Origin of the sequence: Promicromonospora citrea (assembly GCF_013004695.1) — a bacterium.
Taxonomy (GTDB): Bacteria; Actinomycetota; Actinomycetes; order Actinomycetales; family Cellulomonadaceae; genus Promicromonospora; species Promicromonospora citrea.
On record NZ_JABEMG010000025.1, the window covers coordinates 19,571 to 44,143 of the forward strand.

Annotated in this window: 23 protein-coding genes, 1 rRNA gene, 1 pseudogene and 1 riboswitch; of the genes and pseudogenes, 7 read left to right on the top strand and 18 right to left on the bottom strand. The window is 74.8% G+C overall.

Annotated elements, in window-relative coordinates:
* The first annotated feature begins 6 nt into the window (after positions 1 to 6).
* A complete protein-coding gene (locus HLB15_RS07380; protein ID WP_171104659.1) occupies positions 7 to 1,125 on the top strand; it encodes a GNAT family N-acetyltransferase in 1,119 nt (372 codons plus the stop codon).
* Here HLB15_RS07380 and HLB15_RS07385 read toward each other — a convergent pair.
* Complete coding sequence (locus HLB15_RS07385) at positions 1,064 to 3,439, bottom strand: glycoside hydrolase family 3 C-terminal domain-containing protein (RefSeq protein WP_171104660.1); 2,376 nt, start codon at positions 3,437 to 3,439, stop codon at positions 1,064 to 1,066. The genes HLB15_RS07380 and HLB15_RS07385 overlap by 62 nt on opposite strands.
* A gap of 71 nt (positions 3,440 to 3,510) precedes the next feature.
* Here HLB15_RS07385 and HLB15_RS07390 point away from each other — a divergent pair, with 71 nt between their 5' ends.
* Positions 3,511 to 4,599: a GNAT family N-acetyltransferase gene (locus HLB15_RS07390; RefSeq protein WP_171104661.1), complete on the top strand. Its 1,089-nt coding sequence runs from the start codon at positions 3,511 to 3,513 to the stop codon at positions 4,597 to 4,599.
* Positions 4,600 to 4,611: 12 nt separating this feature from the next.
* On the opposite strand, the gene HLB15_RS07395 is transcribed toward HLB15_RS07390, so the two are convergent.
* From HLB15_RS07395 to HLB15_RS07415, 5 genes are all read right to left on the bottom strand, one after another.
* Positions 4,612 to 6,093, bottom strand: a complete 1,482-nt coding sequence (locus HLB15_RS07395; protein WP_171104662.1) for a M81 family metallopeptidase — start codon at positions 6,091 to 6,093, stop codon at positions 4,612 to 4,614.
* Positions 6,094 to 6,176: 83 nt separating this feature from the next.
* A complete protein-coding gene (locus tag HLB15_RS07400) occupies positions 6,177 to 6,629 on the bottom strand; it encodes a hypothetical protein (RefSeq protein WP_171104663.1) in 453 nt (150 codons plus the stop codon).
* Between the two features lie 120 nt (positions 6,630 to 6,749).
* Positions 6,750 to 7,415: a response regulator transcription factor gene (locus HLB15_RS07405; RefSeq protein ID WP_171104664.1), complete on the bottom strand. Its 666-nt coding sequence runs from the start codon at positions 7,413 to 7,415 to the stop codon at positions 6,750 to 6,752.
* Positions 7,412 to 8,857, bottom strand: a complete 1,446-nt coding sequence (locus tag HLB15_RS07410; RefSeq protein WP_171104665.1) for a sensor histidine kinase — start codon at positions 8,855 to 8,857, stop codon at positions 7,412 to 7,414. The genes HLB15_RS07405 and HLB15_RS07410 overlap by 4 nt, the downstream gene beginning before the upstream one ends.
* Positions 8,854 to 10,104 (bottom strand): phosphotransferase, encoded by a 1,251-nt coding sequence (locus HLB15_RS07415; RefSeq protein ID WP_171104666.1) that lies wholly within the window; start codon positions 10,102 to 10,104, stop codon positions 8,854 to 8,856. Before HLB15_RS07415 ends, HLB15_RS07410 begins: the two co-directional genes overlap by 4 nt.
* A gap of 91 nt (positions 10,105 to 10,195) precedes the next feature.
* On the opposite strand from HLB15_RS07415, the pseudogene HLB15_RS07420 reads away from it, so the two are divergent.
* A pseudogene (locus tag HLB15_RS07420) lies at positions 10,196 to 11,077 on the top strand (M20/M25/M40 family metallo-hydrolase); the annotation flags it as partial.
* An 87-nt stretch (positions 11,078 to 11,164) separates the two neighbouring features.
* Here the strand turns inward: HLB15_RS07420 and pgi are convergent.
* Both pgi and HLB15_RS07430 read right to left on the bottom strand, forming a co-directional pair.
* Positions 11,165 to 12,880, bottom strand: a complete 1,716-nt coding sequence (gene pgi / locus HLB15_RS07425; RefSeq protein ID WP_171104667.1) for a glucose-6-phosphate isomerase — start codon at positions 12,878 to 12,880, stop codon at positions 11,165 to 11,167.
* The gene (locus tag HLB15_RS07430) at positions 12,877 to 13,665 is read right to left on the bottom strand and encodes a copper homeostasis protein CutC (protein ID WP_229785139.1); all 789 of its coding nucleotides are present in this window, start codon (positions 13,663 to 13,665) and stop codon (positions 12,877 to 12,879) included. Before HLB15_RS07430 ends, pgi begins: the two co-directional genes overlap by 4 nt.
* A 61-nt stretch (positions 13,666 to 13,726) precedes the next feature.
* Between HLB15_RS07430 and HLB15_RS07435 the strand changes: the two genes are divergently transcribed.
* Positions 13,727 to 14,908: a PrsW family intramembrane metalloprotease gene (locus tag HLB15_RS07435; protein WP_212759601.1), complete on the top strand. Its 1,182-nt coding sequence runs from the start codon at positions 13,727 to 13,729 to the stop codon at positions 14,906 to 14,908.
* On the opposite strand, the gene HLB15_RS07440 is transcribed toward HLB15_RS07435, so the two are convergent.
* The 4 genes from HLB15_RS07440 to HLB15_RS07455 form a co-directional block, all read right to left on the bottom strand.
* The gene (locus HLB15_RS07440; protein WP_171104669.1) at positions 14,905 to 15,297 is read right to left on the bottom strand and encodes a DUF6069 family protein; all 393 of its coding nucleotides are present in this window, start codon (positions 15,295 to 15,297) and stop codon (positions 14,905 to 14,907) included. The genes HLB15_RS07435 and HLB15_RS07440 overlap by 4 nt on opposite strands.
* A 124-nt stretch (positions 15,298 to 15,421) precedes the next feature.
* Positions 15,422 to 16,138, bottom strand: coding sequence for an ABC transporter ATP-binding protein (locus HLB15_RS07445; RefSeq protein ID WP_171104670.1), 717 nt, complete (start codon positions 16,136 to 16,138; stop codon positions 15,422 to 15,424).
* Entirely contained in the window at positions 16,138 to 17,832 is a 1,695-nt protein-coding gene (locus HLB15_RS07450; protein ID WP_229785140.1) for an ABC transporter permease, read from the bottom strand. The genes HLB15_RS07445 and HLB15_RS07450 overlap by 1 nt, the downstream gene beginning before the upstream one ends.
* Entirely contained in the window at positions 17,808 to 18,866 is a 1,059-nt protein-coding gene (locus HLB15_RS07455) for a thiamine ABC transporter substrate-binding protein (protein WP_171104671.1), read from the bottom strand. Before HLB15_RS07455 ends, HLB15_RS07450 begins: the two co-directional genes overlap by 25 nt.
* Positions 18,861 to 18,966, bottom strand: a riboswitch (TPP riboswitch). Its footprint overlaps the gene before it by 6 nt.
* Before the next feature lie 38 nt (positions 18,967 to 19,004).
* On the opposite strand from HLB15_RS07455, the gene HLB15_RS07460 reads away from it, so the two are divergent.
* A complete protein-coding gene (locus HLB15_RS07460; RefSeq protein ID WP_171104672.1) occupies positions 19,005 to 19,286 on the top strand; it encodes a DUF4235 domain-containing protein in 282 nt (93 codons plus the stop codon).
* On the opposite strand, the gene HLB15_RS07465 is transcribed toward HLB15_RS07460, so the two are convergent.
* A complete protein-coding gene (locus HLB15_RS07465) occupies positions 19,275 to 20,045 on the bottom strand; it encodes a PAS and ANTAR domain-containing protein (RefSeq protein WP_171104673.1) in 771 nt (256 codons plus the stop codon). The genes HLB15_RS07460 and HLB15_RS07465 overlap by 12 nt on opposite strands.
* A 125-nt stretch (positions 20,046 to 20,170) precedes the next feature.
* Between HLB15_RS07465 and moaC the strand changes: the two genes are divergently transcribed.
* Together moaC and HLB15_RS07475 are read left to right on the top strand one after the other, a co-directional pair.
* A complete protein-coding gene (gene moaC / locus HLB15_RS07470; RefSeq protein WP_171104674.1) occupies positions 20,171 to 20,641 on the top strand; it encodes a cyclic pyranopterin monophosphate synthase MoaC in 471 nt (156 codons plus the stop codon).
* A complete protein-coding gene (locus HLB15_RS07475; RefSeq protein ID WP_171104675.1) occupies positions 20,638 to 20,877 on the top strand; it encodes a MoaD/ThiS family protein in 240 nt (79 codons plus the stop codon). The genes moaC and HLB15_RS07475 overlap by 4 nt, the downstream gene beginning before the upstream one ends.
* Here the strand turns inward: HLB15_RS07475 and HLB15_RS07480 are convergent.
* The 5 genes from HLB15_RS07480 to rrf form a co-directional block, all read right to left on the bottom strand.
* Positions 20,874 to 21,371 (bottom strand): MogA/MoaB family molybdenum cofactor biosynthesis protein, encoded by a 498-nt coding sequence (locus tag HLB15_RS07480; protein WP_171104676.1) that lies wholly within the window; start codon positions 21,369 to 21,371, stop codon positions 20,874 to 20,876. The two genes, HLB15_RS07475 and HLB15_RS07480, sit on opposite strands and share 4 nt — an antisense overlap.
* Positions 21,368 to 22,288, bottom strand: coding sequence for a sulfite exporter TauE/SafE family protein (locus tag HLB15_RS07485; protein ID WP_171104677.1), 921 nt, complete (start codon positions 22,286 to 22,288; stop codon positions 21,368 to 21,370). The genes HLB15_RS07480 and HLB15_RS07485 overlap by 4 nt, the downstream gene beginning before the upstream one ends.
* A 247-nt stretch (positions 22,289 to 22,535) precedes the next feature.
* On the bottom strand, positions 22,536 to 22,994 hold the full coding sequence (locus HLB15_RS07490; RefSeq protein WP_171104678.1) for an RrF2 family transcriptional regulator: 459 nt from the start codon (positions 22,992 to 22,994) through the stop codon (positions 22,536 to 22,538).
* Between the two features lie 58 nt (positions 22,995 to 23,052).
* Positions 23,053 to 24,312 carry an AGE family epimerase/isomerase gene (locus HLB15_RS07495; protein WP_171104679.1) on the bottom strand — a complete coding sequence of 420 codons (1,260 nt, stop codon included), beginning with the start codon at positions 24,310 to 24,312 and terminating at the stop codon, positions 23,053 to 23,055.
* A gap of 172 nt (positions 24,313 to 24,484) precedes the next feature.
* Positions 24,485 to 24,573 (bottom strand): 5S ribosomal RNA (gene rrf, locus HLB15_RS07500); the annotation flags it as partial.

Here is a 24,573-nt window from a genome sequence, read left to right on the forward strand (position 1 = left end):
GGGGTGATGAGCAGCCCCACCGCGCCGTGGCACGTCGTCGAGGTCCCGCCCGTGCCGGCGCCCGACCACCCGGACGCCTGGACGTACCACGGCATCGCCGCGGTCGACAGGGCGGTCGAGACCGCCTCGCTCGGCTACGACGACCTCGCGCGGCCGGTCGAGCAGCTCGTCAGCGGCATGCTCCACCAGGAGTACGCGGACAAACGCCGCTTCGCCGCCGTCCTCGAACGGGCCGACGGCGGCGCGCCGACGGCCGACGACGTGATCGGCTACGGGTTCCTGTCGATGCCGCGCGACCAGAACACGCACAGCGCCGACGTGTACGTCGGCGTGCACCCGGACCACCGGCGCCGCGGCGTCGGCACGGCCCTGGCCGAGGCGGCGGAGCGCGTGGCCGCCGAGACCGGGCGCACGACGTTCTTCGGCTGGTCGCTCTCGCCCCGCGAGGCGGCCGACGACGAGGACGCGCTGGTGCCCGCGACCGGCGCCGGCCGCATCCCGGCGTCCGCGGCCGGCGTCCTGTTCGCGCGGGGCCGCGGGTACGAGCTCGAGCAGGTCGAGCGCATGTCACGCCTCGACCTGCCGGTCGACGCCGCCGGGCTCGCGGCGCACGAGGCCGGTGCGCGCGCCGCGGCCGGCGACGACTACCGCGTCCACACGTGGGACCCGCTGCCCGAGGAGTGGTACGAGGGGTACGCCCTGCTCATGACGCGCATGTCGACCGACGTGCCCCAGGGCGGCCTCGACTTCGGCGAGGAGACCTGGGACGCGGCGCGCGTGCAGGCCTACCTCCAGGACCGTGCCGACAGCGGCCAGCGCCTGCTCACCACGCTCGCCGTGCACGTGCCGACGGGCGAGGTCGTGGGCGGCACGTCGTTCCTGCTCCAGGAGGGCAGGCCGGCGTACGCGTTCCAGGAGGAGACGATCGTGCTCGGCACCCACCGCGGGCACCGCCTCGGCATGCTCGTCAAGGCGGTGAACCTGCGCGAGCTCGCCGAGCGCTACCCGCTCACCGAGCGCGTGCACACGTTCAACGCCGAGGAGAACGACCACATGCTGGCGATCAACGTGGCCCTGGGCTTCCGTCCGTCGGGCGCCGAGGCCGCCCTGCAGAAGCGCCGCTGACCCGCGCCGCGAGGCGGAGCAGGGCCGTCGCCGCGCGGGACAGCGGGCCGCCCGTGCCGTTCGCGAGCGCCAGGAGCCGGTCGAGCCGCCCGTGCGTGATCCCGGATCCTGGCTGGTACGGGAGCCGCTCCAGCGGCATGGCCTGCATCATGACGACGACGTCCGGGGACAGGCCCGTCGCCCGCACGAGCCCGGAGACGGCCGGACCGACGACGGGGTGCGCCATCGCCTCTGCCACCGTCGAGGCCGTCGTGAGCGGCGGGTCCACGTCGTCGCCCGGCACCTCGGCCTCGGCGGCGACCCGCAGGTCGCGGCTCGACGCGCCCACCTCGACCCGGTACGTGCCGCCCGCGACGACCCACCGGCCGGCCCGCACGTCCCACGCCGCGAGATCCTCGCGCGCGACGTGCAGCTCGACGCGCCGGGACTCGCCGGGCGCGAGGTCGACCACCGCGAACGCCGCCAGGCCGCGCGGCGGTCGCGTGCCCCCGGCGTCGGGCGGCGCGACGTAGCACTGCACCACCTCGCGTCCCGCCAGGTCGCCCGTGTCGGTGACGGTGACGGAGACGGCGAGGCCCCCGTCGTCGGCCGGGGTGACGGCGAGGTCGGCGTAGCCGAACGTGGTGTAGGAGAGCCCGTGCCCGAAGGGGTACTGGACGGCCAGGTCCCGCGCGTCGTACCAGCGGTAGCCGACGAAGACGCCCTCGCCGTAGGTGACGCGCAGCCCGGTGCCGGGAAAGCTCGTCCAGGCGGGCGTGTCCTGCAAGCGCAGGGGCACGGTCTCGGCGAGGCGCCCGGACGGGTTGACGCGGCCGAGCAGCACGTCGGCCAGGGCGCCGCCGCCGGCCTGGCCGAGCAGCCAGCCCTCGACGATCGCGGGCACCCGGTCGGCGAACGGCGCGAGCCGCACGACCGACCCGTTGGCGAGCACGACGACGACGCGCGCCGTCGCCTCCAGCACCCGGTCGAGCAGGTCGAGCTGCTCCGCGGGCAGGTCGATGTGCTCGCGGTCGCGGCCCTCGGCCTCGGCCGACGGCGGCAGGCCCGCGAAGAACAGCACGACGTCGGCCTCCCGCGCGGCCGCGACGGCCTCGTCGGCGAGCGCCGTGGCGTCCGGTCCGCCGGGGTCGAGGGTGTACCCGGGGGCGAACGTCACGTCCGCGGCGTCCCGGAGGGCGGTCAGCGCGTCGTCGAGCCGGGTGGGCACCACCTGCGAGGAGCCTGCGCCCTGGTAGCGCGGGGTGCGGGCGAGCTCGCCGACGACGGTGACCCGCGACCCGGGGGCGAGCGGCAGCAGCCCGCCGTCGTTCTTGAGCAGGACGACCGCACGGCTCGCCGCCTCGCGGGCCAGCGCGTGGTGCGCCTCGTCGTGCCAGGCCGCGGGGTCGTGGCCGCGCTCGGCCTGCAGGGCGCGGTGGTCTGCGCCGCCTCGCGCGTCCCTGGCGGCGAGCGCCAGGGCGACGACGCGGGTCGCGGCGCGGTCGACGTCGGCGGGGTCGAGGGCGCCGGAGCGCACGGCGGCGACGATCTCGCGCACGCGGGCCTCGCCGGCGCCGGGCATCTCGAGGTCGAGCCCGGCGCGCAGCCCGGCGAGGCGGTCGTGCACGGCGCCCCAGTCGGACAGGACGAGGCCGTCGAAGCCCCACTCGTCGCGCAGCACGCCGGTGGCGAGGCGCGGGTCCTCGCCGACGTAGGTGCCGTTGACGCGGTTGTACGAGGTCATGAGCGTGGCGGGGCGTGCTGCGGTCACGACGCGCTGGAAGGGTCGCAGGTAGATCTCGCGCAGGGTGCGCTCGTCGACGTCGGCGGAGACGCGCAGGCGCTCGGTCTCCTGGTTGTTCGCGGCGAAGTGCTTGACGCACGCGCCGACGCCGGTGCGCTGGATCCCCCGGACGAGCGCGGCGCCGATCTCGCCCGCGAGCAGCGGGTCCTCGGCGACGTACTCGAAGTTGCGCCCGCACAGCGGGGTGCGCTTGATGTTGACGCCCGGTCCGAGGAGCACGTCGACGTCGCGCAGGCGAGCCTCCTCGCCGAGCGCCTGTCCGACGCGCTCGACGAGGTCGACGTCGAAGGTGCCGCCCAGCGCCACCGCCGGCGGGAAGCAGGTGGCGGGGACCGCGCCGACGACGTCGCCGACGTGCGGGGCGAGGAGACGCACGCCGTGCGGGCCGTCGGCGAGGTGCACGGGCGGGACGCCGGGGACCTCCGCCGTGGTCCAGAACGAGGCGCCCGACAGCAGGCGTGCCGCGTCCTCGAGGTCGAGCCGGCGCACGAGTGCCGCGGCGGTGGCGTGGTGGCGTGACGTCCTCGTCATGCGGTCACGGTAGCGGGAGCGCCGCGGAAAAAGCCGTGCGTCCCGGCCCTGCCCGGGGGAGCCTGAGCCCCATGACCTTCCAGCTCGTCACCCCGCCGCACCCGGCCTCGCTCGACGACGCCGACGCCTGGGCGTACCGGGGTATCGCCGACCTGCACGTGGCGGCCCACGAGGCCGACCTCGGCAACGCCGACGCGGCGCCGACCGCGATCGGCATCCTCGTCGGCGCGAACAACCAGGACTACCTGCGCAAGGTGCGCCAGGTCGCGGTCGTCGACGCGCCGGACGGCCCGCGCGTCGTGGGTGAGGCGGCGCTGTTCCTGCAGGTCAAGGCGAACCGTGAGCTCGCGTTCGGCAACATCACCGTGCACCCGGAGCACCGGCGGCAGGGCATCGGCACGGCGCTCGCGCAGTGGGCGCGCGAGACGGCACGGGCTGAGGGTCGGACGACCCTGACGACCTGGGTCGACTTCGGCCCGGGCACGCCGGACGGTGCGACGCTGAGCCCGGCCTCGGGCACGGGGAGGGTCGCGGCGGACCTGCCGGGCGTCGTGTTCGCGCAGAAGCTCGGCCTCACGCTCCAGCTCGTGGAGCGCCGCTCGCGGCTCGACCTGCCGGTGGCGCCCGAGGTGGTGTCGCGGTTCGAGGCGGAGTCGCGCGCCGTGGCGGGCGACGCGTACCGGGTGCGCACCTGGACCGCGCCGACGCCCGACGAGCTCATCGGGTCCTACGCGGCCCTCGAGCAGGCGCTGGCGGACGACGAGCCGCGCGGTGGCCTCGACATGGAGTCCGACGTCTGGGACGCCGACCGGATCCGGGGCGAGGAGGCGGCGATCGCGGCCAAGGGCGACCGGTACGTCGTGACGGCGGCCGAGCACGTGGCCTCCGGCGAGCTCGTGGCGATGAGCATGCTGCAGTGGAACGACCTCAAGCCGCACCACACCGACCAGCAGGCGACGGTCGTGCTCACGGCGCACCGCGGGCACCGGCTGGGCATGCTCGTCAAGACGGTGAACCTGCGTGAGCACGCGCGGCTGCGGCCGGGCTCGCGCCGGATCTACACGTGGAACAACGAGGAGAACCCGCACATGCTGGCGATCAACGTCGCGCTGGGCTTCGTCCCGGCCGGCGGCTGCGCCAACTTCCAGGGACCGCTGTGACCGGTTGACCGGTCAGAGCAGCTCCGGCCGCGGGTCGTAGGAGTCCGGCGGGTCGATCGGGTACACCGGTCCGCCCAGGCCGCGGTGCACGAGCCGGCCGAGGTCCTGGTCGACGCCGCCCGGCGTGAGCATCAGCATCCAGTCCTCCGCCATGTCGCGCAGCTCGGTGTCGAGGTCGCCGATCTTCACCACCAGCACGTCGGTGCCCCGCGGGTCCAGGCCGATCGCGGTGAAGTCCGACTCCAGGTGGTAGGGCCTGCGCCGCTCGGTGAGCACGACCTTCAGCCCGCCGACGGCCACGACGGCCACCGCGCCGCCCACCGGGTCGTCCTCGCGCACGTGCTCGACCACGCCGCGCAGCGTCACCGGACCGTGCGATCCCGCGTCGACCCGGGCGCCCGCGTCGACCTCGACGACGGCGCCCACCCCGGCGTCGGCGACGGCGCGCGCGGCCGCGGCGTCGGACAGCGAGGCGTAGATCGCGGTGCGGCCGCCGGCCTCGGGCGGCACCGTGAACGCGGGCTCGTCGAGCAGGCGGGCCAGCGTCCAGGTCACGTCGCCCGCGCCGCCCGCCAGGGGGTTGTCGCCGGTGTCGGACAGGACGAACGGCCGCGCGTCCCCCGCGAGCACGGCCGCGAGACACTCCTCGTAGGTGCCCGCCGGTGCGACGAGCCCGAGGTCGTCGCGCGCGTCCCAGTACCGCCGGGCCAGGCGCGCGGCCTCGCGCACCAGCACGTCGGGGTCGTCCCCCGAGACGACGACGGCGGCCCGGCACCGCGGCTCGTCGGCCCACGCGTACCCGAGCCACAGGGAGGCGTCGAGCACGCCGGGCAGGTCGGCGACCCGCGCCACGTCCGCGTAGACGCCGCGCGCCGGCTCCTGGCGGGTGCTGACCCGCTCCCCCGGCAGCAGCACCGGCACCTGGACCCACGCCTTGTGCGGCCTGCCGCCGTCGTGCACGCGGCGCACCAGGTGCGTGGCGACCCGCTCGCGCGCCTCGTCGTCGTCCTCGTGGGCGGCGGTGCGGTGGCACGCGACGAGGTCGACCGTGCGGGCCAGCTCGCGCGAGAGGTTGCCGTGCACGTCCATGCTCGCGGCGACGAGGCAGTCCGGCCCGACGGCGGAGCGCACCGCCCGGGCGAGGTCCGCCTCGGCGTCGGTGTACCCGAGCACGGACATCGCGCCGTGCACGTCGAGCAGCACGCCGTCGAACGGCCCCTGCGCCTCCAGGGCCAGACAGATCTCGGCCCTGACCGACTCGTACACGTCGGTCAGGACCGGGCCGCCCGGCAGGGCGGCGGCCCGCAGGACCCCCACCCACTCGGCCTCCCTCCGCAGGGGCGCGCCGTCGCGGAGGAAGGGGTAGCGCCGCACGAGCTCGTTGCCGCGCAGCAGGGTGAACGCCTCCCAGCCCGAGCGGTGCGGGGAGAACGTGCTCGACTCGATGACCACGCCGCAGATCGCGATCCGGGGGCGATGGGGGGTTCGGGTCACGCGCGCAGTGTAGACACGCACAGGCCGGACAAAATACCCCCCACCGCCGGGGTCACCGCACTGACTCCGGGTCAGTCCCCGGGTCAGTCGTCGTCGCGGTCCCCGGGGGTGTCGTTCGGGGTGTTCGTGTCGTCGTCACGGTCGTCGTCACCGTCGTCGCCCTGGTAGTTGGCGTCGTCCGGCGAGTCGGCCGACTGGGCGGAACCCGGCGTCTCGGTCGCCGACTCGTTCGGCGAGTCCGCCGACTCCGGCGACGGGTCGTAGTTGGCGTCGCCCGGCGAGTCGGCCGACTGCGCGGAACCCGCGGTGTCGCGCGCCGACTCGTTCGGCGAGTCCGCCGACTCCGGCGACGGGTCGGCGGTCGAGGCCGGCGTCGGCTCGCCCGACGCGGAGCCGCCGTCGAGGGCGACGGCCGCCGTGGCCTCGGTCCGGGGGGCGGGGTCGTTGAGCGCAGCGGCGGTGCTCGCACCGGCGACGCCCAGCACGGCAGCGGTTCCGACGACGACCCAGCGCTTCTTCATGGTCGAGGGGTTCATGGCGTGACCTCCGATCTCTCGGCACCCCTGCCGGGTGCCTCCTGACATCGAGTCTGGGACCCCTGGATGAGGGGACGAGGAGACCTGGATGAGACGGCTCTCATCTCGGTCCCGGACCGCTCAGCCACGGAACCGGTAGCCGGCCCCGCGCACCGTCTCGATGCTGTCGGCGCCGAGCTTCCGGCGCAGGTAGCGCACGTACACGTCCACGACGTTGGAGCCGGGGTCGAAGTCGTACCCCCACACGCGCGACAGGAGCTGCTCGCGGGACAGCACCTGGCCCGGATGCTGCAGGAACACCTCGGCGAGCGCGAACTCCCGCGCGGACAGCTCGACCTCCCGCCCCGCCGCGGTCGCCGTCCGGCTGCGCAGGTCGAGGCTGACGCCGCCGTGCTCGAGCCGGCCCGGTGCCGTGCCGTCGGCGGTGGCCCGGCGCAGGCGCAGGCGGATGCGCGCGAGCAGCTCGTCGAAGCCGAACGGCTTGGACATGTAGTCGTCGGCGCCGCCCTCGAGCCCCGCCACCCGGTCGGACAGCGAGTCGCGCGCCGTGAGGATCACGACGGGCAGCGTCGAGCCGACGTCGCGCAGGCGCTGGAGCACCGTGAAGCCGTCGAGCACGGGCAGGCCGATGTCGAGCACCATGAGGTCGTAACCGCCCGACATCGCGTGGGCGAGCGCCGTGGCGCCGTCGGACACGACGGTGGGCTGGAACCCGTGCGCGGTGAGGCCCTTGCGGACGAACTGCGCGATGCGCTCCTCGTCCTCCGCGATCAGGATCTGGTTCACGCCACCTCCTCGTCCGGGCCGGACGGCGTCGCGCCGCGCGCGGGCCACGTCATCACGAACCGCGCGCCGCCGCCGTCGGGCCGCTCGACCGCCACGTCGCCGCCGTGGCCCTGGGCGATGGCGCGCACGATCGCGAGCCCGAGCCCCGAGCCGGGCACGCCGCCCGCACCGCTGCCGCGGGCGAACCGGTCGAAGACGCGCTCCGCCTCCTGCGGCGGCACGCCCGGCCCGGTATCGCGCACCCACAGCCGCGCGCGCCCGCCCGACACCTGCGTGCCGATGCCGACCTCGTCGTCCGGGCCGGTGAACTTTACCGCGTTGTCCGCGAGCTGCAGCACGGCCTGGGTGATCCGGTGGGCGTCGGCCGGGACCTCGACGTCGGCCCGCGCATCCACCACCCAGCGCCGCGCGCCCAGGGCGCGCGCCTTGTCGTGCACGTCGTCGGTGAGCCGGCCGAGGTCGACGGGCGCGAGCGTGACGAAGTCGGCGCGCTCGGCCTTGGCGAGCAGCACGAGCTCCTCGACGATCTGCCCCATCCGGGCCGTCTCGTCGAGCAGGAGGTCCCGCGTCTCGCGCACGTCCTGCGGGTCGTCCGGGTCGAGCACCTCGAGGTGCCCGCGCAGCACCGTCAGGGGGGTGCGCAGCTCGTGCCCGGCGTCGTCGAGGAACTGCCGCTGCGTCTCGATCGCGGTCGCGAGCCGGTCGAGCATCGTGTTGAAGGCGCCGGCCAGCTCCCCGAGGTCGTCCTGGGAGGCCACGGGGACGCGCTCGGAGAGGTCCGTCTCGGTCACGCGCGCGGCCGTCGCGCCGAGCTGGCGCAGCGGGCGCAGCAGGCGGCTGACCACGAGCCACGCGGACGCGCCCAGCAGCACGAGCGCCACCGAGCAGACGACCGTGTACGTGCGCATCACGGAGCGCTCGGTCGCGAGCGCCCGGTCCAGCGCGGACGCGAGCACGTAGGCGCCCACCTCCTGCCGGTCGGGCACGGTCACGGGGACGACGACGAACCACACCCGGCCGATCTCGGTCTCGATCTCGCGCTGCACGGTCCGCCCCGAGCGCGGCGTCAGGCCGTCGACCACCTCCTGGACCAGGGGGCTGTCGGCGACCACGCGCGACTGCGTCGGCGGGTTGGACTGCTGCAGCTCGCCGTCGAGGTAGCTGAGGAACATCTCGTCGGAGCCCGGCACGTTCTGCTCCATCGCGACGCTCATCAGCCGCCCCGCGCCCCGGAACTGCTCGCCGGTCTCGGGGTCGATGCCCGCGTCGGCCAGCCGCTGCAGCTCGCGGATCTCCTGGTCGAAGTCCTCGGAGACGTCGTCCATGATCTGCTGCGTCTGGATGGCGTGCGTGAGCAGGCCCGTCGCCAGCAGTCCTACGGCGGTCACCGCGACGACCACCGCGACGACCCGGGCACGCACCGAGGGCCGGCGCAGGCTCATGCGGTGCCCACGGCCGCCGCGAGCCGGGAGCCGTCGAGCCAGCCGGCGACGGCGTCGAGCCGGCGCGAGGTCGCGGTCTGCCAGTCGCGCTCCTGCACCCGGTGCGGGCCGGTGGCCAGGGACAGCAGCACCCCGGCGACGCGTGCGCACAGGTCAGCGCGGTCGGCTCCCCTGCCGTCGCCCGCGGCGACGAACGCCGTGGCGTAGTCGGCGGCGAGGCGACGCATCCGGGACGCCTGCTCGGCCTGTGCCGCGTCCTTCGGGCGCGTCAGGGACAGCACGTCGAGGTGCGCCACGAGGCACGCCAGGTCGTCGGCGCGGTGGCCGGGCCCGGCGGAGTCGACGTCGAGCAGGCCGGTGATCCGGCCGTCGGTGAGCATGATCTGCGACTCGTACAGGTCGCCGTGCGTGGGGTCGGTACCCGGCCCGCGCTCCGCGAGGCGCGCGCCGACGGCCCCGGCCAGGTCGGCCGCGCGGCCCGCCTCCGCCGGCAGCGCCGCGCCGATGACGCCCGCGTAGTGCTCGGCCGACTCGCTCCACGCCGGGCGGCGCGGCAGGTCCCGCACCTCGTCGGGCAGCCGGTCGAGCAGGTCGAGCACCTCGTCGGGGGACGGGATCCGCGCGCCGTCCCGCACGGCGGCCCGCATCTCGGTGCCGCGCAGCGGGGACAGCACGAGGAGGCCCTCGTCCGACCAGCCGAGCGGCCGCGGCACGGGCAGGCCCGCGTCCGAGAGCAGCTCGTGCCTGCGGTGCAGGTCGGCGACCTTGCGCGGGCGCAGCACCTTGAGGAACACGCGCGCCGCGGCGGCCCGCGCCTCGATCACCGCCCGGCGGGTGGGCCGGTAGGCGCGCACGCCGAGCTCCGGGTGGGCGCGCGCCTGGTGCCCGACGCCGAGGCCCTCCAGCAGCTCCTCGACGCGGACGGGGTCGAACGCCGCGGGCAGCGCGGGCAGCGCCGGGTCGTCCGGGAAGCGCCACACCGCGACCGTCGCGTCGCCGTCGGTCAGCGTGACGACTCCGGGCTTCGTGCCGTCGCGGGACCGGCCGACGCTCGCGCCGAGGGTCTCGCACCGTGTCACGCCGTCCCAGCGCACCGTCGCGCGGTAGGCGACGGTCGTCGTCGAGCCCGGGCGGTGGTCGACCTGGCGCACGCGCCAGTCCACGAGCTCGCCGCCGGCGGTCGCGACGGCGGCGTCGAGCAGCTCCGCCGCGGACTCGCCGGTCAGGAGGTCGAGGTGCGTGGTCACCGCACCATCCTCGCAGCCCACGGCCCGCCGAGCCCGCTCATCCGCATGAGAATCCTCTCACCCTCGCCGCACCGGCGGGTACGGTGCGGCCATGCCCGACACGACGCTGCCCGGAACCGACACCCCCTTCGACGACCTGCCGGCCGACCTGCTCGACGACCTGCGGACGCTCGTCGAGTGCGAGTCGCCGTCGTCGGACCCCGAGGCGCTGGCACGCTCCGCCGACCTGGTGGCGGGGCTCGGCACCCGGCTGCTCGGCGCGGAGCCGGAGCGCCTGGGGATCCACCTCCGCTGGCGGCTGGGCGGGCCGACGCGCGTGCTGGTGCTGGCGCACCACGACACGGTGTGGCCGGTCGGCTCGCTGCGCACCCACCCCTTCGCCGTGACGGACGGCGTGCTGCGCGGCCCCGGCAGCTTCGACATGAAGACCGGCCTGGTCATGGCCCTGCACGCGCTCGCGTCGCTCGACGACCGCACGGGCGTCACGCTGCTGGTCACGGGCGACGAGGAGCTCGGCTCGCCGTCGTCGCGGGCGCTCATCGAGGACGAGGCGCGCGGCGCGCACGCGGCGCTCGTCCTGGAGGCCTCGGCGGACGGCGGCGCCCTCAAGCTCGAGCGCAAGGGCACGTCGATCTACGAGGTGGTGCTCGCGGGCCGCGCCGCGCACGCGGGCCTGGAGCCCGAGAAGGGCGTCAACGCGTCGGTCGAGCTCGCGCACCAGGTGCTCGCGGTCGCCGCACTGGGCGACCCGGAGCTCGGCACCACCGTCGTGCCGACGGTCGCCGCGGCGGGGACGACCCGGAACACCGTGCCCGCCGCGGCGTCGTTCGCCGTCGACGTCCGCGCGCGGACCGTGGCGGAACAGGTGCGGGTCGACACGGCGCTGCGCGCGCTGACGCCCGTGCAGCCCGGCGCCGCGATCACGATCGAGGGCGGCATCAACCGGCCGCCGCTGGAGCGCGCGCTGTCGGCGGACCTCTTCGCGCGCGCCCAGCGGCTCTCGGCCGAGGCGGGCCTGCCCCCGCTCACCGGCGTCGCCGCCGGCGGGTCGAGCGGCGCCTCAGGCGCGCAGCTCGCGGTACCGCGTGATGAGCGCGGCGGTGGACGGGTCCTGCGCCGCCAGGGCGGCCTCGTCGCCGACGACCGCCGGCGCGATCTCCAGCGCGAGCTTCTTGCCGAGCTCGACGCCCCACTGGTCGAACGAGTCGATGCCCCACACGACGCCCTGCACGAACGTGATGTGCTCGTACAGCGCCACGAGCTGGCCGAGCACCGACGGCGTGAGCGCGGGCGCGAGGATCGAGGTCGTCGGCCGGTTGCCCGGGAACGTCCGGGCGGAGACCAGCTCCTCGGCGACGCCCTCGGCACGCACCTCGTCCGGCGTCTTGCCGAACGCGAGCGCCTTGGTCTGGGCGAAGAAGTTCGCGAGGAACAGGCCGTGCACGTCGGCGCCCGCCGCGACGTCCTTGCCGTCGCCGACGGCGTCGGTGAGCGGGTAGGCGGGGTTGGCCACGGCGATGAAGTCGGCGGGGATGAGCCGCGTGCCCTGGTGGATGAGCTGGTAGAAGGCGTGCTGCCCGTTGGTGCCCGGCTCGCCCCAGAAGACCTCGCCGGTGTCGGTGGTGACGGGGCTGCCGTCCCAGCGCACCGACTTGCCGTTCGACTCCATGGTGAGCTGCTGCAGGTAGGCGGGGAACCGGTGGAGCTGCTGCGCGTACGGCAGCACGGCGTGCGTGTGCGCGTTCCGGAAGTTCGTGTACCAGACGTTGAGCAGGCCCATGAGCACGGGCACGTTCTGGTCGAGCGGCGTGGTGCGGAAGTGCTCGTCCATCGCGTGGAAGCCCGCCAGCAGGTCGGCGAAGGCGTCGGGGCCGATGGCGACGGCGAGCGAGGTGCCGATCGCGGAGTCGACGGAGTAGCGGCCACCCACCCAGTCCCAGAACCCGAACGCGTTGGCGGGGTCGATCCCGAACGCCTCGACCTTGTCGAGCGCGGTCGAGACCGCGACGAAGTGCTTGGCCACAGCGTCGGAACGGCCCTCGTCGGAGTCCTCGATCGCGCCGGCGGCCACGAGCGAGCGCCACAGCCAGTCGCGGGCGAGGCGCGCGTTGGTGAGGGTCTCCAGCGTGCCGAACGTCTTGGAGGCGACGATGAACAGCGTCGTGGTGGGGTCGAGGTCGGCGGTCTTCTGCGCGACGTCGGTGGGGTCGATGTTCGAGACGAACCGGACCTCGAGGCCGTCCTGGACGAAGGGCTCGAGCGCCTCGTATGCCATGACGGGGCCGAGGTCGGAGCCGCCGATGCCGATGTTGACGACCGTGCGCACGCGCTCGCCCGTGACACCGGTCCACTCGCCGGAGCGCACCTTCTCGGCGAACGCGTAGACCTTGGCGAGCTCGTCGGCGACGTCGCCGGTGACGTCCTGGCCGTCGACCGTCAGGGGCTGGTCGGACGGGCGGCGCAGCGCGGTGTGCAGCACCGCGCGGTCCTCCGTGACGTTGATGTGCTCGCCCGCGAACATCGCGTCGCGGCGCTCGGTCAGCCCGACCTCGTCGGCGAGCGCGAGCAGCGTGGCGAGCACCTCGTCCGTGACCAGGTTCTTCGACAGGTCGACGTGGAGGTCGGCGGCCTGGTGGGTGTAGCGGCCTGCCCGGTCGGGGTCGGCGGCGAACCAGCCGCGCAGGTCGGGGACGAGGTTCGCGGAGAGCTCGGTGAGCGAACCCCAGGCATGGGTGGTGGTGGCATCGACGGGCACACGTGCCTGCTCAGAGGTCATAGGTCAACGGTAGTGCGGAGGGCCGCCGCCGCAGCCTCGGCCAGTGTCTGATCCGTCACCTCGTACCCGGCGTCGCCCCCGCCGCCGGGGCCGCCGGTGTCGGCGACGGTCCGCCTGGCCGACAGGTGCACCGCGTCGACGCCCACGGCGACCAGCGCGGGGACGTCCGCCGCGGTGACGCCACCGCCCGCCATGACCTCGATGCCGACGTCGGCACTGCGCTCGACGAGCGCGGCCAGCCGGTCCAGCCCGTCGGCCGCGCGGGCGGCTCCCCCGGACGTGAGGACGCGGGCGACGCCCGCTTCGGCGAGCACGTCGAGGGCGGCCGCCGGGTCGGCCGCCACGTCGAGCGCGCGGTGGTACGTGACCTCCGCGCCCTCGGCGGCCTCGACCAGCGCGCGCAGCGCGGCGAGGTCCACGGCGCCCGACGGTGTCAGCGCGCCGACCACGACCCCGTCGGCCCCCGCCTCGACGGCGAGCGTGACGTCGCGGGCCATGAGGTCCGTCTCGGCGGGCGTGTAGACGAACCCGCCGGGCCGGGGGCGCACGAGCACGTGCACCTCGAGCAGCGGCGCGCTGTCCGACGCCGGGACCACCGAGGCCGCCGCGACCACCGCCTCGACGAGGCCGGTGCTGGGCGTGATGCCGCCGGTGGCGCCGAGCGCGGAGCAGAGCTCGACGCGCCGGGCGCCGACGCCGGCCGCGACCACCGCCCCTGCCGGGTCCTGGACGGCGAGCTCGAGCACGGCACGCGGAAGCACGGGGAGGGGCGCTGAGGGGGGCACGGCGCCAGCGTAGCGGCGTTCGCCCGCCGTCCGGTGGCCCGAGTCGGTAGGGTCCCGTGGCATGGCCATCGATCCCAGTGCGATCCTCCAGGGGCGCGCGCCCGGGCGTGCCCCGGTCGGCGTGATCGTCGGGATCGTCTTCGCCTCGCTCTGCCTGCTCGTCGTGCTCGCGTTCGACGCGATCACCGGCGGCGGGTCGTTCGTCGTCGGGCTGCTGCTGGCGCTGCTGCCCGTGGCGGTCTGGCTGCCGCTCGTGCTGGCTCTCGACCGGCTCGAGCCCGAGCCGCCGAACGCCCTGGTGTTCGCGTTCCTGTGGGGCGCGGGCGTCGCGGCGCTGTTCGCGAGCATCCTCAACACGCTCGGCCTGTCGCTGCTCACCGAGACCGAGCTGACCGGCGAGGAGGAGGGCTGGTACCTCGTCGCGACGTTCGGCGCCCCGGTGGTCGAGGAGCTGCTCAAGGGCCTCGTGCTGTTCGGCATGCTGTGGTGGCGGCGCCAGGAGCTCAACGGCCCGACCGACGGCGTCATCTACGCCGCGATGGTCGGCCTCGGCTTCGCCGCGACGGAGAACATCCAGTACTTCATCGACGCCGTCGAGGTGGACCAGCTCGGGTACGTGTTCGTGCTGCGCGCGATCGTCTCACCGCTGCTGCACCCGCTGTGCACGGCGATGACCGGCATCGGCGTCGCGGTCGCGGCCCTCGCCGGCCCCGGGCGCCTGCGCCGCCGTGCGCCGCTGTACGGCCTCGCCGGCGCGATCGTGCTCCACAGCCTGTGGAACGGCTCGACGAAGTTCGGCGTGCTCGGCCTGGCGGGCGCCTACCTCGTCGGGTTCGCGGTCCTGGTCGCGCTCATCGTGATCCTGGCGCGGGACCGGCGCCGGATCGTGCAGCTCATCGGGCACTACCTGCCGATGTACGCGCCGGTCGGGATCGTCACGGCGGACGACCTCCGGATGCTGTCGAGCCTGCCGGGCCGCCGCGCCGCCCGCGCCTGGGCACGGGCGGCGGGCGGGCGGCCGGCCGAGCGCGCGATGACCGACTACCAGCAGGCCGCGACCGAGCTCGCGCTGCTGCACCAGCGCGCGGGCGCGCAGCGCGACCTCGACCCGCACGGCCTGGAGCAGCAGCGGCAGTACCTCGTGTGGCTCATGCAGCAGGCGCGCGCCACGTTCCTGGCCCGGCAGCCGCACCCGCCGCAGTCGCCGTGGGGTGCCACCGGGTTCGGGCCGCCGTCGCGCTAGGCGGCGCGCCGCAGGCCGAGCGCCACGATCACCGCGACGACCAGGTGCAGCGCGACCAGCAGCGCCACGGCGCCCGCCGTCGTGCCGGTTGCCGCCCCGAGCAGCGAGCCGAGGAAGACGAGGCCGCACAGCACGAGCCAGACGGTCTCCCCTCCGCCCCGCACGACGCGCCCGAGCAGGACCCGCACACCCCACCCGACGAAGCCCGCGGCCAGGGTGATGATCAGGACGGCGGGCACGGAGACGGCCTGCAGGCGCGACCCGATGCGCGCCTCCGGGTCGACACCGACCGCCACGCCGATCAGGTAGACCGCGACCGCTGCGACCGCGGCGACGAGCGGAACCGTCCACGGGGGTGCCTGCCTGCGGACGACTGTGCTCTCAGCCATGTCGTTCCCCTCCTTCTCGGCACGTCCCTCGCGCCTGGGAGGATCCTGGCCGCGCACCGGGTGCGCGTCGTCGGCCTGGGGTACCGGTCCGGATCGTCCTGTGGTCCACCTCCCGGCGACGGCGTCAGCCGCGCAGCCCGAGGAACTCCGCCACCCGGTCCGACGCCGGGGCCGTGCGCAGCTCGTCCGGCGCCGCGACCTGCAGCAGCCTGCCCGCGTCCATGACGGCGACACGGTCGGCGACGACGGCCGCCTCGGCGTGGTCGTGCGTGACGAACACCGCCGTGGTCCCCGTCCCGACGAGCACCGACCGCACCTCGTTCGCGAGCCGCTCGCGCAGCTGCCGGTCGAGGGCGGACAGGGGCTCGTCCAGGAGGAGCAGGCGCGGGCGCGGTGCGAGCGCGCGGGCGAGGGCCACGCGCTGCTGCTCGCCGCCGGACAGCGTGGGCACCGGCCGCCGCTCGTAGCCCGCCAGGCCCACGAGGTCGAGCAGCTCGGCCACCCGGGCGTCCCGCGCGGCGCGGCCCAGCGGCTGCGTCTCCAGCCCGTAGGCGACGTTGCGGCCCACGTCGCGGTGCGGGAAGAGCTGGCCGTCCTGGAACATCAGGCCGAACCGCCGGCGGTGCACGGGCACCCCGGCGAGGTCGGCGCCGTCGTAGGCGACCCGGCCGCCGGCGAGCGGCTCGAGGCCCGCCACCGCGCGCAGCAGCGACGACTTGCCGCACCCGCTAGGGCCGAGCAGCGCGACCACCTCGCCCGGCGCGACAGCCAGCGAGACGCCGTCCACCGCCGTCGCGCCGCCGTACCGGACCGTGACGTCCCGGACCTCGAGGCCCGCCATCAGAACTCCCCTCCGGCGCGCTCGTCGCGCAGCCGCTCCGCCACCATCATCACGGTCGCCGTGAGCACCGCCAGCACGACCGACGCCGCGAGCGCCATCCCGTAGTTCTCCGCGCCGGGCCGCCCGACCAGCCGGTAGATGACGACCGGCAGCGTGGCGCCGTCGGGCCGGGCGAGGAACGACGTCGCGCCGAACTCCCCGAGCGAGACCGCGAAGGCGAAGCCGGTGGCCAGGCCGACCGACCGCAGGGCGATCGGCAGGTCGACGGTGCGCAGCACGCGGCCCGGACCGGAGCCGAGCACCGCGGCGACCTCCCGCAGGCGGGGGTCGACGGCGCGCAGCACGGGCAGCACGGTGCGGACCACGAGCGGCACGGCGACGACGGCCTGCGCGACCGGCACGAGCAGGCCCGAGGTGCGCAGGTCGACGCCGAGCACGGGCTGGTCGAGCGTGATGAGGAATCCGAACCCGACGGTCACGGCGGAGACGCCGAGCGGCAGCATGAACAGCCCGTCGAGCACGCCGACGGCCCGGCGGGCACCGGACGAGCGCGGCCGCCGCGAGACGACGAGGGCCACGAGCCCGCCCACGACGAGCGAGAGCACCGTGGCGACGAGGGCGATCCGGAGCGAGGTGGCCGTGGCCTCCCAGACGGTGACGACGAGCGCGTTGCGCTCGCCGGTGGTCCCGAGCGCGACGTAGTTGGCCAGGCCCCAGGACCCGTCGGGCTCGCGGAACGAGCGCGCGACGAGGCCCGCGAGCGGCAGCACCAGCAGGCCGCCCACGATCACCACGCCGCCGAGGGCCGCGGCGACGTCGGCGGGCGAGCGCCACGACAGGGAGCGGGCGGCGACCCGGGCCGAGACGAGCCGGAGCGCCGCCTCGCGGCGTCTGCGGGCGCGCGCGGAGGCCGCGAGTGCCGCCGTGATGACGACGAGCTGGAGGATCGACAGCACCGACGCGGAGCGCAGGTCGAGGAACTGCGTCGTGCGGGTCCAGATCTCGGTCTCGACCGTGCCGTAGCGCACGCCGCCGAGCACGAGCACGACGCCGAACGCCGTGGCGCAGAACAGGAACACGACGGACGCCGCCGAGGCGACGGCCGGGGCGAGGGCCGGCAGGGTCACGGTGCGCAGCACGCGCGCGGGCGAGGCGCCGAGGGACGCGGCGGCCTGCTCGGTGCGGGGGTCGAGCCGCTCCCAGAGCCCTCCGACGGTGCGCACCACCACGGACACGTTGAAGAACACGAGCGCGACGACGATCCCGGCGAGCGACTCCTCGAGGCCGAGGAACCCGAGGGTGCCGCCCGGCGCGAACAGCGTGCGGAACGCGACGCCGACCACGACGGCGGGCAGCACGAACGGCACGGTGACGAGCCCGCGCACCAGGGTCCGGCCGGGGAACGAGCGCCGGTACAGCAGGTAGGCGAGCGGCAGGCCGAGGAGCACGGAGAACACCGTGCCGAGGGCCGCCTGGGTCAGGGTCAGCCCGACGAGCCGCCACGTGCGCGGCCGGGACAGCACCTCGGTGAAGCCGCCGAGGTCGAGCGCGCCGTCCGGCACGAACCCGCGCACGACGAGCGCCGCGACGGGCCAGGCGAAGAAGACGCCGAGGAAGCCCAGCGGGACGGCGACGGCCGCCGCCCACAGGTACGGGGCGGGGGTGCGGGTCAGCCCACGACGGTCGCGGTCCACCGCTCGATCCACTCGTCACGGTGCTCGCTGACCGCTGCCGGGTCCACCGCGAAGGGCTCGTCGGCCTGCGGTGCGAACTTCTGCCAGTCCTCGGGCAGCTCCACCGCCTGGTCGGCCGGGTACATGTACATCGACTCGGGCAGTGCGGCCTGGACGTCCTGGGTGAGCAGGAAGTCGACGAGCGCCCGTGCGCCCTCCGGGTTGTCGGAGCCCGCGAGGACGCCCGCGTACTCGACCTGACGGAAGCAGGTCTCCAGCAGCGCGCTCGTGGTCGACGCGCTGCCGTCCTCGGTCACGGTGAACGCGGGCGACGTCGCGTAGGAGAGGGCCAGGGGGCGCTGCCCGCCCTCGCCTGCGCCCGAGAAGTCCACGTAGTACGCGTCCTCCCACGAGTCGGCGACCTTGACGCCGTTGTCCACGAGCGAGGCCCAGTACTCCTCGAAGCCGTCCTCGCCGAACGCGCCGACGGTCGCCAGCAGGAAGGCGAGCCCGGGCGACGACGTCGCGGGGTTGGTCACCACGAGCAGGTCGCGGTACGCCGGGTCGGCCAGGTCCTCGAGCGTCGTGGGCGGCTCGAGGCCCTCCTGCTCGAACCACGCCGTGTCGGCGTTGACGCACACGTCGCCCTGGTCGACGGGGGTGAGCGCGCCGCCGAGCTGCTCCGCCCCGTCAGGCAGCGCCTCGGGGGTGTACTCCTCGAGCACGCCGGCGTCCAGCGCGCGTGACGCGAACGTGTTGTCGACGCCGAACACGGCGTCGCCCAGCGGCGCGTCCCGGGTGAGGACGAGCTGGTTGACCAGGGTGCCCGCGTCCCCGGCCGCGCTCACCTCGAGCGTGTAGCCGGACTCCTGCTCGAACTGCTCGACGAGCGAGTCGTCGAGCGCCCAGGAGTCGTGGGTCACCAGGGTGACGGTGCCCTGGCCCTCGGCCCCGTCCTCGCCCGTGCCGGACCCGCCGGCGCACCCTGCCGCGGCGACGGCCACGGCGACACCCAGGACGACGGTGCCCCTGCGGGCACCCGAAAGACGCAACATCGTGCCTCGACTTCCTCCGCCGGTATCAACCGGATCAGGTTCAAGGGTCTGCGGTTCTCCGCACTCTCAGCGCCGTCGGGGCGCTCCCCTGTCGTTTCCCGTTCAGCCTAGTGGGCCGACCAGGGCTACGGTGGGCAGGTGGCGCAGATTGAGACGGAACAGACACTCGTGGAGAAGGTCGGGACGCTCGCCCTCACGCTGGCGGCCGGCTGGGTCGCCCAGAAGGCGGTGAGCATGATCTGGAAGGGCGTGACGGGCAACGACGCACCGAGCAAGGCGGACGATCCGGAGCTCGACCTCGTGCAGGCGACCGTCTTCGCAGCCGTCGCGGCAGGTACCGCGGTGTTCGCGAAGCGCATGGCCGCCAAGGGAGCGCACACGGCCGCTCTCCGGATCGCCGCCCGCCGCTCAGTCGCGTGACTTGCGCGGCCTGCGGGTCAGCAGCGCGTCGTGCCTGCGCGGCCGGCCCACGGACTGCACCGCGTCGAGCGCCTGGGTCAGCACCGCAGGGGTGATCCCCGACTTCTCGGCGTCGGCGCGCAGCGCTGCCATCACCTGGTCGGCCGCGAGCCGTACGGGCACGTCGACCGCGTTGGCCCGCTCGCGCAGCGTGACGTCGGCGGTCGCCTCGTCCACGCCGCGCACGGCCATGATCACGCCCTTGACCTGCTCGATCGCTGCCTGGCTGACGAAGGCCCTGTTCACCGTGCTGGTCGCACGGCGGTTCAGCGCCTCCTTCTGCACAGGCGTCACGTCGAGCACGTACCCGGCGATCATCGGCCCCTCAGGTCCCCGCTGCCCCTGACCGATGACGACCACCGACCGCGAGCGGCCGTTCTTGTCGACGATCCGGTGGGCGCACGCGAACGGGCGTCCGAGCCGCAGGGACTCCGCGGCAGCCCGCACGACGCGGGCCCGGTCGTCAGGGTGCTTGCGCGAGCGTAGTGCGTCGAGGCCAGGCTCCACCTCGTGGCGCCTCCAGCCGTGCATGGTGTAGACCTCGTCGGACCACCACCACTCGCCCGTAGCCAGGCCGACACGGTATCGGCCGATGAGAAGGTTGGTTCCGATGCCGAGAGCCTCTGCCAGCTCGGCTGCCGAGATCCCCGGCAGCGCCGGCAGGCTGTCGCTCCGCGCCCCGTCCACGAGGGTGAGGGCGTGCGTGGTGTCGGCGGACATGTGAACCTCCCAGATCCAGTAGGACCTGGAGCCGCTTCATGACTCCGATGAACGTCACCATAGAACAGGTCGGATAGTTCGGACAGTCGAACGGGATGTCGTGAGTCACATGGCACGCTGGACCCGTGAGCTTCACGCACCTGGACGACCGCGGGCAGGCCCGCATGGTCGACGTCACCGCCAAGCAGCCGACCGTCCGGTCCGCGACCGCCTCCGGCCGCGTGCGCTGCACCCCCGAGGTCGTGCGCACCCTGCGTGACGGCGCCGTCCCCAAGGGGGACGTGCTCGCCGTGGCCCGCGTCGCGGGCATCGCCGCCGCCAAGCGGACGCCGGAGCTGCTGCCCCTGGCCCACGTCATCGGCGTGCACGGCGCCGCGGTCGACCTCGAGGTCACCGACGACGGCGTCACGATCACCGCGACCGTGCGCACCGCGGACCGCACCGGCGTCGAGATGGAGGCGCTCACGGCGGTCGCGGTGGCGGGCCTCGCCGTCGTCGACATGGTCAAGGGCCTGGACAAGTCCGTCTCGCTCGCCGACGTGCGCCTCGAGCGCAAGACCGGCGGCAAGTCAGGCGAGTGGGTGCGTGAGCCGTGATCGCCGTGCGCTACTTCGCGGGCGCGCGCGAGGCCGCGGGCACCCCGGGCGAGCAGCTCGAGGGCCCGACGTCGGTCGCCGCCCTGCGCGCCGCCCTCACTGACGCCCACCCGGGGCTGGCGACCGTGCTGCCGCGGTGCACGCTCCTGGTGGCGGGCTCCCGCACCACCGACGACGCCGCCCCCGTCCCCGACGGCGTCACCGTGGACGTGCTGCCGCCGTTCGCCGGGGGTTAGTGGTCCGCGCCGTCGAGCTGGCCGCGCACGTGGGGCCACAGGGTGAGCACCACCTGGAGCCCGTCGCGCACCCCGCCGGAGGATCCCGGCAGGTTGACGACGAGGGCCCGCGACCCGTCCCCTGTCCGCGCGATGCCGGCCAGCCCCCGCGACAGCACCGCCGTCGGGACACCGGCGGCGACGCCCTGCTGCCGGACGGCCTCCGCGATGCCGGGGACCTCCTGCTCGAGCACCTCCCGGGTGCCCTCGGGCGTGAGGTCGCGCGGCGTGACACCGGTACCGCCCGTGGTGACCACCAGACGCGCGCCGGCGCCGAGCGCGGTCCGCAGCACGTCACGGACCGGCTCGACGCCGTCGGGCACCAGATAGGTGGCGACCTCGGTGAGTCCTGTCTGTCGCAGCAGCGCGACAGCGGCGGGCCCGGACCTGTCCTCCGCCTCGCCGCGTGCGCAGCGGTCGGAGACGGTGATCACCGCGGCCGTGTCGAGCGTCATGCCTTCACGCTATCGGCCTCCGGCTCCTCGCTCACGGCGGACGCGGCCTCCGCGGCCTTGTTCCGCAGGTGCGCCCGCACGGACCACGCGACGGCGGCGGCCCAGGCCAGCCAGATCACCGCGTAGATCGGGATCTTGACCGGGTCGGACGCGTCGATCCAGTCGCTGCGCAGCAGCGTCCGCGCGTTGGTGAGCACGATGAGGCCGCCCACGAGCGAGCCGAGGACGCGCGGCGGCACGTGACGCACGAGCCACGCGGCGAGCGGGGCCGCGATCAGGCCGCCGACCAGCAGCGCGAGCACCCACGTGACGTCGATACCCTCACCGGCGAGGCCCACGAAGAAGCCCGCGCTGGCGGCGACCGCGACGAGGAACTCGCTGGTGTCGATCGAGCCGATGACCTTGCGCGGCTCCAGGCGGCCGCTCGCGAGGATCGCCGGGGTGCCGACCGGCCCCCAGCCACCCCCGCCGGTGGCGTCGAAGAAGCCGGCCACGAGGCCCAGGGGGGCGAGGAACCGCTTGCGCAGGGGCTTGTCCGAGCGCGCAGGCAGGCCCTGCAGCGTGAACCGCAGGAGCACGTAGAGGCCGAGAGCCAGCAGGATGACCGACATGATCGGGCCCGCGACCTCGGTCGAGAGCGAGGAGAGGAACGTCGCGCCCGCGAACGCGCCGACCGCGCCCGGGATGCCGATCTTGGCGACGACCTTCCAGTCGACGTTGCCGAACCGCCAGTGCGCGGCGCCCGACGCGAGCGTGGTGCCGATCTCGGCGAGGTGGACCGTCGCCGAGGCCGCCGCCGGGTTGGTGCCGATCGCGAGCAGCAGGGTGGTCGAGGTGACGCCGTAGGCCATGCCAAGACTTCCGTCCACCAGCTGCGCGCCGAGGCCGACGAGCGCCAGCAGGATCAGGGTTCTCATGGTCGTTGCCTTCCGAGGACGGGGTGAACGGCAGGGCCGCTCCGGCGCGGCCTCGGGTCACGGTATCCGCCTTACCCGGTCGGGAACAACAGTCATCTCACGGATCGGATTAGTCGGCATGAACAGGACGCGCCCTCGAGAGGCGGTTTCCTGCGGCTCGCCCGTCGAGCCGGCAGCCGTCGTCTCAGCCTGTGGACGCGTGGGTCAGGTGCTGGTCACGACGCCGGTGCGTCCGCCGGCGTGCGGGTCAGGCGTTGGCCCAGGCAGACTCGCCCCGGGTGAGCTCCTCGATCTCGTCCGGGAGGTCGCCCGCCACGAGGTCGGCCAGGCTCACGGCTTCGAGGACCGCGCGGACGTTCGCCCGGAGCGCGACCCACACATGGAGCAGCGGCGCGGCCGCGCCCTGGAACTCGAGGTCGGACGGGCGCGTGCCGCGCACGAAGACGAGCGGCCCGTCGACGGCGCGCACGACGTCGGCGACCGTGATCTTCTCGGCCGGCCGGGCCAGCCGGTACCCGCCGCCGGCACCCCGGTGGCTCGTGACGAGCCCGTCCCGGCGCAGGTCGCTCAGGATTCCCTCGAGGAAGCGGTGCGGGATGTCCTGCGCGCGAGCCAGGGCCTCGGCGCGCACGGGCCCGTCCTGGTCGGAGGCGGCCAGCTCGGCGGCGGCCCGGACGGCATAGTCGGCTCGTGCGGAGATCCTCATGCCTCCATTGTCCCCCGGGTCAGGGCCGAGCGCGCCGGTCCGTTCGGTGTCGCGACCCTCAGGCCAGGATCTGGCCGGCCCGCTGCGCGGACGCTGCGAACGACCCGGTCAGCGGCAGCTCCGAGAGGATCGCGGCCTGCGCGGCGTGGTAGACGTCGGGCTTGCCGACCCAGGTGCGGCCCGAGGGACGGTTGTCGGTGTCGAGCTCGTGGTGCCACGACCCCTGCTCGTCGTCCACGAGGTACCTCCGGATCCAGCCCCACCACTCGGCCTCGAGCGCGCTGTACCGCTCCTCGCCCGTGACACGAGCCAGGACGTGCGCCGTCGAGACCGCCTCGGCGGCCACCCAGTGGAACCGGCGCGGCTCGACCGGCGCGCCCGACCAGTCCGTCGTGTACACGAACCCGCCGCCGTGCGCCTCGTCCCAGCCGTCGGCGACCGCACGGTCGAACAGCGACGCCGCGGCCGCCGTCCGCCGACCCTCGGTACCGGCCTCCGCGTCGATCTGCAGCAGCAGGCGCGCCCACTCCAGCCCGTGCCCCGGCGTCGCGCCGTACGGCTTGAAGGGGTCGTGCGGCCGGTCCGCGTTGTACTCGAGCTGCGGCGCCCACGCGGCGTCGAAGTGCTCGGGGATGCGCCAGTCGTTGGCCTCGGCCCAGGAGATCACGCGGTCACCGATCGCCGCGGCACGGTCGAGCCAGACGGCGTCGCCCGTCGCGGCGTGCGCCGCGAGCAGCGCCTCGACGGAGTGCATGTTCGCGTTCACGCCGCGGTAGTCCGACGTCGTGGACCAGTCACGGGACCGCTCGTCCAGGTGCAGCTGGTGCTCGGGCTCCCAGAACCGCGCGTCCAGCACGGCCAGGGCTTCCGTGAGCAGCTCGGAGGCGCCGGGGACACCGGCAATCTTTCCGGTCGACGCGGCGAGCACGACGAACGCGTGCGCGTACGCCTCCTTGGTGCCGACCAGGTCGTCGCCCTCGCCCCGCGCGGCGAGCCAGCCGCCGAACTCGGCGTCGCCCAGGACCTCCCGCAGCCCGGCGATCGCCCGCTCGGCGTACGCCCCGGACCCGCTCACCCCGAGCAGCTGCCCGACGGCGAAGATGTGCGCCATGCGGGAGGTGATCCACGTCTCCACGGGATGCGAGGTGTCGGGCCGGCCCGCGTCGTCCAGCCAGCAGGCCGCGCCGTCCTCACGGATCGACCCCTCGGCGAACCGCAGCAGCGAGACGAAGTGCTCCCTGCGCCACGCGGAGTCGGTGGAGCCTGCGGTCTGGTTGTCGGTGGAGTCCGCGCCGGTGCGGGTCAGATCTGCGTTCACACCGCCACGATAGTCGCGGCAGGGCTCCAGGCGGCAAGTTGCCTCGGCATACGGGCGCCGGCACGGGCGCGAGCGCTCGTGCCGGCGCAAACCTGCCGTGAACGTCGTCAGGGGATGGACCCGTGCCGCACCCAGTGTGGGGTGCGGGGGTCCATCCCCTGACGGAATGGTTGTCCGGCGGCGTCCTACTCTCCCACCCCGTCTCCAGGGCAGTACCATCGGCGCTGTAGGGCTGAGCTTCCGGGTTCGGAATGGGACCGG